9 protein-coding genes are annotated in these 11,372 nt (G+C 49.7%); 7 read left to right on the forward strand and 2 right to left on the reverse strand.

Translation table 11 applies throughout. The features are described from left to right. Positions 1 to 46: 46 nt before the first annotated feature. Positions 47 to 670: a sigma-70 family RNA polymerase sigma factor gene (locus GmarT_RS12090; RefSeq protein WP_002648157.1), complete on the forward strand. Its 624-nt coding sequence runs from the start codon at positions 47 to 49 to the stop codon at positions 668 to 670. 39 nt (positions 671 to 709) lie between these two features. Next, positions 710 to 2,398 carry a serine/threonine-protein kinase gene (locus GmarT_RS12095; protein ID WP_002648156.1) on the forward strand — a complete coding sequence of 563 codons (1,689 nt, stop codon included), beginning with the start codon at positions 710 to 712 and terminating at the stop codon, positions 2,396 to 2,398. A 13-nt stretch (positions 2,399 to 2,411) separates the two neighbouring features. On the opposite strand, the gene GmarT_RS12100 is transcribed toward GmarT_RS12095, so the two are convergent. Beyond that, on the reverse strand, positions 2,412 to 3,494 hold the full coding sequence (locus GmarT_RS12100; RefSeq protein WP_230682328.1) for a glycosyltransferase family 9 protein: 1,083 nt from the start codon (positions 3,492 to 3,494) through the stop codon (positions 2,412 to 2,414). 311 nt (positions 3,495 to 3,805) lie between these two features. Between GmarT_RS12100 and GmarT_RS12105 the strand changes: the two genes are divergently transcribed. Then, complete coding sequence (locus GmarT_RS12105; protein ID WP_002648153.1) at positions 3,806 to 4,429, forward strand: EF-hand domain-containing protein; 624 nt, start codon at positions 3,806 to 3,808, stop codon at positions 4,427 to 4,429. 95 nt (positions 4,430 to 4,524) lie between these two features. Here GmarT_RS12105 and GmarT_RS12110 read toward each other — a convergent pair whose 3' ends face one another. After that, positions 4,525 to 5,322: an enoyl-ACP reductase FabI gene (locus tag GmarT_RS12110; RefSeq protein ID WP_002648152.1), complete on the reverse strand. Its 798-nt coding sequence runs from the start codon at positions 5,320 to 5,322 to the stop codon at positions 4,525 to 4,527. A 193-nt stretch (positions 5,323 to 5,515) separates the two neighbouring features. Here GmarT_RS12110 and GmarT_RS12115 point away from each other — a divergent pair, with 193 nt between their 5' ends. The 4 genes from GmarT_RS12115 (at position 5,516) to GmarT_RS12130 (ending at position 11,358) form a co-directional block, all read left to right on the forward strand. Next, entirely contained in the window at positions 5,516 to 6,553 is a 1,038-nt protein-coding gene (locus tag GmarT_RS12115) for a type II secretion system F family protein (protein WP_002648150.1), read from the forward strand. A 54-nt stretch (positions 6,554 to 6,607) separates the two neighbouring features. Beyond that, positions 6,608 to 7,726, forward strand: a complete 1,119-nt coding sequence (tgt, locus tag GmarT_RS12120; RefSeq protein ID WP_002648149.1) for a tRNA guanosine(34) transglycosylase Tgt — start codon at positions 6,608 to 6,610, stop codon at positions 7,724 to 7,726. Positions 7,727 to 7,917: 191 nt separating this feature from the next. After that, a complete protein-coding gene (gene yajC, locus GmarT_RS12125) occupies positions 7,918 to 8,271 on the forward strand; it encodes a preprotein translocase subunit YajC (RefSeq protein WP_002648148.1) in 354 nt (117 codons plus the stop codon). A 111-nt stretch (positions 8,272 to 8,382) separates the two neighbouring features. Next, positions 8,383 to 11,358 (forward strand): protein translocase subunit SecDF, encoded by a 2,976-nt coding sequence (locus GmarT_RS12130; protein WP_002648147.1) that lies wholly within the window; start codon positions 8,383 to 8,385, stop codon positions 11,356 to 11,358. The last annotated feature ends 14 nt before the right edge of the window (positions 11,359 to 11,372 follow it).

The following is an 11,372-nucleotide window of genomic DNA, read 5'->3' on the forward strand; positions in this document are numbered from 1 at the left end:
ATGATCAGTCAACAAACTGAGTCTAATTGGAGTCCGGGTAACAACTATGTCGCAAACCCATTTTCAAGAGCTGATTCAACGCACGCGTGCTGGAGATCAGGCTGCTGAAAATGAACTGCTGCAGAAATGCCGTGCCTATATATCACTGATTGCCCGGGCACAAATCGAAGGCTGGATGCGTACGAAGGTTGATGCATCCGATCTGGTGCAACAGACATTACTGGAGGCACATCAGGGGCTGGCGCGGTTCAAAGGGGAAACCGAAGCCGAATGGCTGGGTTGGCTGCGGGGTATTCTGAAACATAATACGCTGGATTTTGCCAGACAATTTCAGGGAGCAGCCAAACGGGATGTGAAGCGGGAGTTTTCATTCGATCAGTATGGAACTGCAGATTCACGCTCGACTGCTCAGAAATGGGAGATGAAAGATTCAACGGAAACTCCCAGTCGAATTCTGATGAATCGCGAGCAGGAAATTCTGATGGCGGAAGCGGTTTCTGAACTACCTGAAGATTATCAGGAAGTGATTATGCTGCGGAATCTGCAACGGCTTTCTTTTAAACAGGTCGCGGAAAGGATGAACCGCAGCCCGGGCGCTGTCCAGATGCTCTGGCTCAGGGCGTTAAACCAGCTGCAGGAGCGTCTGGAGCATCCTGAAGAACGGAAATGATTTTCTGTAGTGAACGGGTTATAGAGAGAGTGTAAAACCGTGAGTAACGAGCAGGATCAAACATCTGAGTCCGTGATTGAAGTGCTGAATCAATATGTGGACTATCTGCAGAACAGTGATCAGGAAAGCTGTCATAGTTTGCAGTCTATTAATCCGGAATTAAAACCTCTGATGGTATGTCTGGATTCGCTTGAGCATCTGGCCCCCAGCAGAGAAGAAAGCGATCACTTAGCAGAGTCTCTGGGACCTGACGACGCCACGCTGATCCATTCTGCTGAGAGTTCTCGACGGACAGCTCCAACTGAAGTGACGGAATTCGGCAACTATGAACTGCTGGAGGAGCTCGGGCGTGGCGGTATGGGAATTGTCTATAAAGCCCGCCAGAAAGACTTGAACCGGATCGTTGCCTTAAAAACAATATTAGGTCATCAGTTTGCATCAGAAGAACAGGTCCGCCGGTTTTACCAGGAGGCCCGGGCGGCGGGACGGCTGCAGCATGCCAATATCATTTCCATTCATGAAGTCGGTCAGCATCTGGGGCAGCATTACTTCACGATGGATTACATTTCGGGAGGCTCGTTAGCGAATACCAGACCAGGCTTTCTGAATCAAGGCACTGACCGGGATTATTACCAGATCGCTTCGCTGATGCAGCAGGTTGTCAAAGCCGTTGATTGTTTGCATTCCCAGGAGATTGTCCATCGTGATCTGAAGCCATCGAACATCCTGATTGATGATCAGGGAGTGGCCTACGTAACCGATTTTGGACTTGCGAAAGTTTTTGCGTCTCACCAGCCTGGTGATGAACGCGAAGCACAAACTCAGAGTGGAATGATTATTGGTACCCCAGGTTACATGTCCCCCGAGCAGGCGGCGGGGCAGTTGGATGAAATTTCTACACGCAGCGATATTTTCAGCCTGGGGATCATATTATATGAGCTGCTGACGGGAGTTTCTCCTTTTAAGCAACAGAGCCCGCTGGAATCGCTGGTAGCAGTGATTGAAGGAGAACCTCCCCTGCCTCGGATACAGAATGTGAACATCCCCGGACCTCTGGAGCTGATCTGCCTGAAATGTCTTGAAAAAGATCCGGCAGATCGCTACCAGACAGCCCGGGAACTGGCGGAAGATCTGGAGCGGTTTATCGCGGGGGATCCCGTCCTGGCGCAGCCTGCAAACCTCAGGCAACAGTTCCAGCGCTGGTTCCGCAGGCAGCCGGCGCTGGTATCACGTCTCTCTGCGATCGGGCTGGCGAGTGGAATTATTCAGACCGTGTATTCGACTCAAGGGGTCGATTTCAATTACCATCTGAAGATCATGACTCTGTTTGCACTCTGGGCCACACTGGCTCTGTTTTTCCAATGGGGGCTGGATCATCTCAATAATAAAATTAAAGTCCGTTTCTGCTGGTCGGCCGCTGATGTATCACTGTTAACCGGGTTACTGGTTCTTGCAGATGCACCGATCGGAATATTATTGATTGGCTATCCCATGTTAATCGTTTCAGCCGGTCTGTTTTTCTATGTGCGACTGGTATTATTTACCACGGTACTTTCGCTGCTGGCGGTCACTGTACTCGTACTGGTCAGGCCCGAACTGTCTGTGCTATGGCAGTATCCTGTGATATACAGCATGGTGCTGGCGATCCTGGGATTGATCACGGCATATCAGATCTACCGAGTGAGGGTTCTCAGCCGTTATTACGAATTGAAGCGACCGGAACGGTAGGATTGTGCTCTGTTCAAGCGGCGCTGGAGTCCCGTTGTGCAGCCTGGCTTGAGATCAGTCGGTACAGCGCCTGCCAGGCTCGAGTGACTTCCAGTTCGTCCATGCAGCACAAATTTTGTGGACCCCGTTTAGGGCAGCGTTTCTGGTAACTGGCAGCGCAATCAACGTTCGTGGAGACAAGTTCGTGTTGATCTCCCGGAGGTCCCGAGCGTCGTGCACTCGTGCAGGTGAAGATCCCTGTGACGGGAGTTCCCAGTCCTGCAGCAAGATGCATAGGTCCGGAATCATTGGTGAGTAAATAATCTGTTTCCATTAATACGGCAGCTAACTGCTTCAGTGTCGTCTGCCCTGCCAGGTTGAGGACACGTCCTGTCGGCACAAATTTATGCAGCAGTTGTTCGATCTGGCTGGTCAATGGACGTTCTTCGGCAGTGCCTACCAGAACGATGTTACAGCGAAAGTGGCGGATTGCTTTAGCACCGACGGCAGCAAAACTTTCCGGCGGCCAGCGTTTGGTGATCCATTGTGCCCCGGCATGAATAGCCAGAGTGGGACAGGACCGCTCTCCGGTAGAAAGTGTCTTCCGCGCCCAGGCTTTGTCTTGATCGCTGATATAAATCCTTGTTTCCCTGCTGGTTTCTTCAGTCTTAAAGGCATCTGCCACATTCCAGTACTTCTGATAGGCGGGGACAGAGCGACTCGTTTCTGGAATCGTCATGTTATAAGCCAGATGAGAACCCTCACGAGCAGCTTCAATTCCAATCCGCCAGCGGGCGCGTGTGGCAGCGGTCATAATTCCGGTTCTCATCAATCCCTGCAGATCGAGAACGAGATCAAACTGGCGCTGTTTCAGGTCTTTCAGGAAACCCCACCAGTAGGGGACAGAACTGCGTCTGCTGAAAGGGATGATTTCATCAAGGCAGGGATGACCTTCCAGCAGATTTGCAAAACTGTCACGAATCACCCAGGAGATCTGAGCATCAGGAAATCTTGCTTTGAGCACAGGTAAAATGGGGAGTGTCTGAACGACATCTCCCAGTGCGCTGGGTTTGATCAGGCAGATGCGACTGGCTTTGATCTGATTCGTGAGAGACAAAATATTATGCTGTGAACTCATCGATATAAATTGATCAATTGATTTTACAGGTGAGTAATAGAGGTACAGAGCCAAAGCCAACAGGCGCGGCATCATACTGGCAGATGTGGAATTGTGGCAAGATCAGCTTTCATAACCTTGATTCGTATCCCAGGCGTTGTACATGCATTGGTTCATCAAAAAATACAAAAACCAGCTGTTTTTTGAAAATCTGCGAAACCAAATTACCTTAAGTTGGTTTGATCTGATGTAAAATGAATCTACTGCAGAAAATTAAAATCTGTTTGTTTCAAACTTGAGGAGAGAGATTGATGAATATCAAACCAGTATTGATAATCGCTTTTGTTCTGGGAGTGGTCAGTTTTTCAGGAGCTTCCAGCTCACAGGCAGCAGACGGAAAAAAAGGGGAACGGCCGAATCGTGAAGAAATCCTCAAAAAGTTCGACAAAGACGGTGATGGAAAATTGAGTGAAGCAGAACGATCTGCGGCACGTGAAGCTCGTGCAAATAAAGGGGGAAAAGGTCCGGGAGGTAAAGGAAAACCTGGGTTTAACCGGGAAGAGTTTCTTAAAAAATTCGACAAGAATGGGGATGGGAAACTGGATGAAACCGAACGTAAGGCAGCCCAGGCAGCTCGTGGGAAAATGGGACAAAAGGGCCCACGGATGAGTCGCGAAGAAATGGTCAAAAAGTTTGATAAAGATGGCGACGGAAAATTGAGTGAAGCGGAACGCCAGGAAGCCCGCAAATCGATGGGTGGAAGACCGGGAATGAATCGGGAAGAGCTGATGAAAAAGTTCGATACGAACGGAGACGGCAAACTTGATGAAACGGAACGTCAGGCAGCCAGAGCAGCCATGGCGAAAAACCGTGGAAACAAAGGCGCTGGCAAAGGTCCTAAAGGGGCCCGCGGCAAAAAGAAGAAGTTAAACTGATCAGTTCGTCAAACATGACTGTGGTTCCACTGACTTAACAGTGATGTGAACGAAAAAGCCGGCTGAACGGGATTCAGTCGGCTTTTTTTAATGGATCAGGGATCTTCGGAAACGATTTCTTTATCAAAATAATTTGTACCCATGCCTGCATCGATAACGATGCCCTGCGAATTGATTCCTGAGGAACGGGGGCTGAGCAGGAAGGCGACCGTATTGGCGACTTCACTGGTCTGGACGGCTGATTTTCGAAGTGTGGCCTTTTCTGCGAACAGATAGCTGTCAACATATCCAGGGATGCCGGCTGAAGCGGATGTCTTGAGTAAGCCCGGGCAGACTGCATTGAACCGCACCCGGGAGAAGTTGGAAAACGACTTCGCCAGAAAACAGATGGAAGAATCCAGGGCTGCTTTCACAGGAGCCATATAGCCATAGTTCTCGGCAGCCATCCGCGTCGTCGAGATAGATATTGTCACGACACTCCCCTGCTCCGGATCGAGTAGATCCTTGAAGGCATTGGAAAGTGCGGTCAATGAAAAGCAGGAAATGTCAACTGCCTGCAGAAAGGCGGCACGGGGAGTTTCATGAAACGGTAGCCAGCCTGCTGAATAGTCTGCAAACGCAATCGAGTGTACCAGCCCGTGAATCACATCATATTTCTGGCCAATTTCTGTCGCCAGCTGGTCAATCTGTTCCTGATGTTCCACATCACAGACATAGATCGAAGCTTCAACTGACAGTTTTAACAGGGATTCCTTCCGTGCTTCAGAACGCACAACATAAATGACTTCAGCCCCTGCCTGCTCCAGTACCTTACCAGTCTGCCATGCCACGCTTTTTCGGTTGGCGACTCCAAAAACCAGTATTCGTTTACCTGCCAGTTGCAAAAAATCCATTTACTTCTTCCAGAGAGCGATTTATCTAAACAAAACCCGATTCAATGAGGGTTACTCTGACAAATTTTCTTTTTTTTCGCAATGTGGAAGGGATTGTCACTCTCAGATAAGTCCTGATTCGCAATAATGAAAATGCTTTCATCTGATATGAGAATCCCGTCAGGTTCATTTCTGCTTGCTGAAGGTCGTTTCCATGTTCAAGTCGCGTGCTTCAATGAAATCTCTGTCGCTGCTGTGTCGTTCGTTAAGTACGATGCTGGAGTCGGGGGTTTCGATCGTCAAATCATTTCAGCTGGCAGGGAAAAAACTGGGTGATCATCGTCTGCAGCAGTCCGTGAATGATATTGTGATGGAATTGAAATCAGGGAATGACGTGACCTCCGCCCTGCAGAAACAGGGGAATTATTATCCGGAACTGATGGTGAATATGATCAGTGTCGCCGAACAGAGTGGTGGTCTGCCGGAGGTTTTGAAGGCACTGGCGGAACATTATGATAACCTGGTACAGATGCGGAAAAATTTCCTGCGAATGATTGCCTGGCCGGTCTTTCAGTTTGTGGTAGCCCTGCTGGTAATCGCGTTAATGATCCTGATCCTGGGATTAATTGCTCAGGGAGGTGCCGCGATTGATGTATTGGGTCTTGGTTTATCGGGACCTTCCGGAGCCATGATCTGGCTGACCTGTACTTTCGGTTCACTGTTTGCGCTCTATGTTCTATATCAGATTCTGGACCGGATGTTCGGTGGGAAACGCTATTTCCACCATCTGTTTCTGAAAATTCCCGTCCTGGGGAATTGCATGCGTTCTTTTGCGATCGCCCGGTTTTCCTGGGCATTTGCTCTGACCCAGCAGGCGGGTATGAATATCCTCGATTCCCTGGAGGCCAGTCTGAAAGCAACGGGTAATGGCGCCTTTATCGCAGCGATTCCCCAGGTCAATGCAGCCATCAATGACGGTGAGCATCTGGCTGATGCACTGGCCGAAACTCGTTTATTTACAGAAGAGTACATCCATATGGTGGATGTCGGAGAAACATCGGGTACGGTACCGGAAACGCTGGAGAGATTAAGTCCGCAGTTTCAGCAGGATGCCCAGCGAAGCCTGACTGCTTTAGCTGCTGTTTTCGGCTGGCTGGTATGGGCCTTAGTGGCTGCATTTATCATCTTTGTTGTCTTCCGCATCGCTTTCTGGTATCTGGGGATATTGAATGATGCGCTCAAGCAGGTTTAAGGACTGCCCGGGCGACGAATTGATTCGATTCTTCTAGTAAACAGAAATACTCTCGTGTCTCACTTTCATTTTGAACTGCTCCATACGGATACTAAAACCTCAGCCCGTGCGGGGCGGTGGCATACTCCCCACGGCATTGTAGATACTCCTGCTTTTATGCCTGTGGGGACACTGGCATCAGTTAAAGGGCTGCTGCCTGACCAGTTGAAGCAGGTGGGTACTCAGCAGGTGTTGGCGAATACCTATCATCTGGCCCTGCGTCCTGGTGCCGAGATCGTGGCCGAGATGGGCGGACTGCATAAATTCATGAACTGGGATGGTCCCATACTGACTGACAGTGGTGGTTTTCAGGTATTCAGCCTGGCTCAACTGACAAAAATGGATGATCAGCAGGTTGCATTTCGCTCACATATCGATGGAAGTCTGTTTGAGCTTTCTCCTGAGAAAGCGGTAAAAATCCAGGAGCAACTGGGGGCTGACTGCATTATGTGTCTGGATGAATGTCCGCCACATGATGTGCCCATGGAAAAAATGCAGGATGCCGTTGATCGTACGACCAAATGGGCTGCCCGCTGTCGTGATGCACAGAAACGTGATGATCAGGCTCTCTTCGGGATTGTTCAGGGAGGAACCGATCAGAAAATGCGGGAACGCTCGGCAGAGGGTTTACTGCCTCTGGAGTTCCCCGGATATGCTGTCGGCGGGTTGAGTGTCGGTGAAAATCCTGAGGATATGTACACTACGCTCGATTTCACCACTCCCATGTTACCTGTTGAAAAGCCCCGATATCTGATGGGGGTCGGCCGCCCTTCCGACCTGATTGAGGCAATTATGAGAGGGGTCGACCTGTTCGATTGTGTGATGCCCACCCGAAATGGTAGAAACGGGATGGCCTTTACCAGCCAGGGACGGGTCAATCTGCGAAATCAGAAGCATGTGAGAGACCCCAGTCCGCTGGACCCCGAGATTGATTCTCCCGGCTCCCGGGACTACAGCCGGGCTTATTTGAGGCATTTATTCATGTCTCGGGAGATGCTGGGGCCAATTTTGATCTCTCTGCATAATATTGCATTTTACCAGAAACTGCTCCGAGATTTGCGTCAGGCGATTCTCAATGATCAAGTTGAGGAGTTTCGGGCGGTTCACCTTGCCCGCTGGAACGCTTCTTTCTAAGATACAGCTTACTTCATTTCAGGATAACTCCTGAAATTGTTTAGGTTTGGGCCAAATCATTCAAAGCGGAAACAGTTTTCTGACTGTGAAGTAACTGCAAAATGCAGTCCCCGGCAGGATGTAGGTTAATCCTAAGTACAGTCAATCAGTTAATTTATGAAGTAATCCAGCATCCACTGGAAGAGAACTTAATGAACAATCTACTTGCGACTCTCTATCTATTTGCACAAGACGCACCAGTAAAAGAAGGGCCAGCTCCTTCTCCCATTCTGCAGTTTCTGCCTTTGATCGCCATCGTTATTTTTTTCTATTTCATCATGTTTCGTCCTCAGCAGAAGGAACGGGCAAAACGTGAAGCGGCTTTAGGTCAATTGAAGAAAAATGACCGGGTGGTGACGATCGGCGGAATCATTGGCACCATTGCCAACATCGCAGAGAATGAACAGGAAGTAACTTTGAAAATTGATGATAATGCAAAAATCAAAGTTCGTCGCAGTGCGATTCAGGGGCCCTATCAGGTTGAAACCAAAGAGACTACCAGTTAGTTTCCAGAGTATAGAACAGACCGTCAGTATCTGACTCGAAGCAGTCAGCGTAATTCTTTAGCGCCGAATGAATCGGCCCGCATAAAACAGTATCGTTTCAGGACTAATTGAATGACAGGGATTGAATTTCACTCAGCAGGTCTTTTCGCTGCGGAAGTGACTGAAAAAGCGCCATCAAGTATCTCAGGCTGGAGTATCATAGCGATTATTCTTGCCGTGTTTGTAGTACCTTTCGTGTTGGGGGTGGTAATTGCCCGCGCACTTAAAATGAAGGACTATGGGAAGAAAATTGGTCTGGTCCTGTTCACAGCTGTGATCGCTGCGACTCCCTTTGTCTGGCAGGTGACTCACGGGCATGACTGGCGCGATGCCATTCGCCTGGGGATCGACCTTGCCGGCGGTTCGAACATGGTCTTTGAAGTAGATGAATCACAGAGTGAAAAAGAGCTCTCTAACGAAGTGATGGATCAGATGGTCGGTGCCATTGGGCGACGTATCAATCCCTCAGGTACAGAAGAAGTCACTGTTCGCAAAGTCGGTCAGAATCGGATTGAAGTCATCGTTCCCGGTGCGGATTCAGAAGACGTCCAGCGAATCAAATCGTTGATTACCCGCCTGGGAAGCCTGGAATTTGCTATTGTTGCCAACCGGAGAGACCGCGATCATGCTGATGAAGTGGCGCGAGCGCTGGAGAATCCCGAGAAAAAAGACATTCGCGATAAAGAGGGACGTGTGGTTGCCAGCTGGCGTGAAGTCAAAGGCGATGACAAATACGAAGGCGTTGATCAGATCGTCGCCCGACCTGTGACTCGCGAAGACGGGACTCAGGGTGAGGAAGTTCTGATTCTGATTGAACCGAATGAAGATCGACGTGTCACCGGGAAATACCTGGTACGGGCCAGCCAGACCACTGACCAGAATGGTGGTCCTGCGGTTCGGTTCGTGTTTAATGCAAAAGGCGGAAGCCTGTTTGGAACGCTGACTTCTAAAAACCGTCCCAGTAAAGATGGATTTGAACGGCATCTGGCTGTGCTGCTGGACGGCAAAGTTCAGTCCGCCCCCAGTATCCGGGATACGATCAGCACCGAAGGGATCATCTCCGGTCGTTTCACTCAGAAAGAAGTGAATGAACTGTTGAATGTATTGAATGCCGGTGCTCTGGAAGTTCCTTTGAAGCCGGAACCTGTTTCTGAATTCTCTATCAGCCCGTTGCTGGGAAGTGATGTCCAGGAAAAAGGGAAACAGGCAATTCTGATTGCCGCTTGCGCCGTGATTATCTTCATGCTGATTTATTATCGGTTTGCGGGGGTCGTGGCGAACATCTGTCTGACGCTGAACCTGCTGCTGGTGATGGGCTGCATGTCGTTTATTGATGCTACGTTTACCCTGCCCGGTTTAGCTGGTCTGGTACTGACGATCGGTATGGCGGTTGATGCGAATGTCTTGATATTCGAACGTATCAGGGAAGAAAAAGCCCGCGGCTCCAGCTTGAGAATGGCCATCAATAACGGTTTTTCCCGTGCTTTCACGACGATTGTTGACGCCAACCTGACCACACTGATTGTGGCTGTAGTGCTGTATATTATCGGGACCGACCAGGTACGCGGCTTCGCAGTCACGTTATTCATCGGGATTGTGATGAGTATGTTCACGGCCCTGTATGTGGGCCGGTTGTTCTTCGATATCTTCGAACGAAAACGCTGGATTACCGATCTGAAAATGATGAGTATTGTTGGTACAACGAACCTCGACTTCATCGGAAAGAAGATGATTGCCGCCTTTTTCTCTGGGGCATTGATTGTGATCGGTCTGATTGTGGTGGTGACGCGTGGCCAGGAAAACCTGGATATTGACTTCACCGGCGGGACCATGGTCACGTTCGAGTTCGAAGACAAACAGGAAATTGACGATGTACGAGGACTGTTGCAGGGGCCATTTGGCAACAGCCTGACAATTGAGCAATTGCAACTTTCAAACGATCCCGCTTCTGAAGGACGTTTCTTCCGTCTGCGAACAACTTTAAATGACGCGGATGCAGGTGATACTAAGACCACGGCAACTAATACGATTCGTGGGAAACTGAATGAAGCCTTCGGTGACGCAGCTCATAAGTTGCGTAAGGTGACCATGGAGTATGGTGACGTCAAAAAGCTGACCGGCAGCGAGGACTCACCGGGTGGTACTGAGGTCTCATTGACTTTCAGTGGCGAAGTGAAAACGTCTACCGTTGATAACTACCTGAAAGAAGCAATTGCAGGTATCACCAATGCTGATGGCTCAGATAAATATGATCGAATTCCTGAATTTCAACTGCAGGGTGTAGCAGACAGCAAGGAAGAGGAAGCGGATAAGCGGTTCAAGAAAATGACCATGCAGGCCGGGCCAGATCTGCTGGAGGACGATTTGAAAACCGCGCTTGCTGCGATGCAGGATGTGATGGCGACAACTGCCATTCTGGATGAAGTGAACAGTTTTGACAGCTCAGTGGCCAGTGAGATGCAGGAATCTGCTTTACTGGCGATGCTGATCAGTCTGATTGCGATTGTGGCTTATATCTGGTTCCGTTTCCAGCGAATTACCTTCGGTCTGGCTGCAGTCGCTGCCCTGGTACATGACGTGCTGGTTGTGCTGGGAATGGTTGCATTGGGTGCTTATCTCAGCGACACGGCCCTGGGGCCGATCCTGGGATTGAATGACTTCAAAATCAACCTGCCTATGATTGCTGCGTTTCTGACGATCGTCGGTTATTCATTGAACGATACCATTGTGGTCTTCGACCGGATACGTGAAGTACGAGGCAAGAATCCCGCATTGACGACCAGCATGGTCAATGACAGTTTGAACCAGACCCTGTCCCGTACCTTGTTGACGTCAATTACCACTTTGATCGTGGTTCTGATCCTCTATGCCATCGGTGGTGAGGGTATCCATGGGTTTGCTTACTGTCTGGTACTGGGTGTGATTGTCGGTACTTACAGTTCGATCTTTATTGCCAGCCCGGTTCTGATCTGGTTGATGAATCGACCTGGTAGTGCCACTGCCCGGGCAACCGAGCAGAGTCAGAAGCGAGCCAGTGTGAGCAACTGACAGAAAGCTGCGAC

This window comes from Gimesia maris (genome assembly GCF_008298035.1).
Classification (GTDB): Bacteria; Planctomycetota; Planctomycetia; order Planctomycetales; family Planctomycetaceae; genus Gimesia; species Gimesia maris.

Bases quoted from the DNA above. Each gene is read 5' to 3' on its own strand.
- yajC (WP_002648148.1), top strand. From the start codon at position 7,918: ATGAACAATCTACTTGCGACTCTCTATCTATTTGCACAAGACGCACCA.
- GmarT_RS12090 (WP_002648157.1), top strand. From the start codon at position 47: ATGTCGCAAACCCATTTTCAAGAGCTGATTCAACGCACGCGTGCTGGA.
- GmarT_RS12110 (WP_002648152.1), bottom strand. From the start codon at position 5,322: ATGGATTTTTTGCAACTGGCAGGTAAACGAATACTGGTTTTTGGAGTC.
- GmarT_RS12130 (WP_002648147.1), top strand. From the start codon at position 8,383: ATGACAGGGATTGAATTTCACTCAGCAGGTCTTTTCGCTGCGGAAGTG.
- GmarT_RS12105 (WP_002648153.1), top strand. From the start codon at position 3,806: ATGAATATCAAACCAGTATTGATAATCGCTTTTGTTCTGGGAGTGGTC.
- GmarT_RS12115 (WP_002648150.1), top strand. From the start codon at position 5,516: ATGTTCAAGTCGCGTGCTTCAATGAAATCTCTGTCGCTGCTGTGTCGT.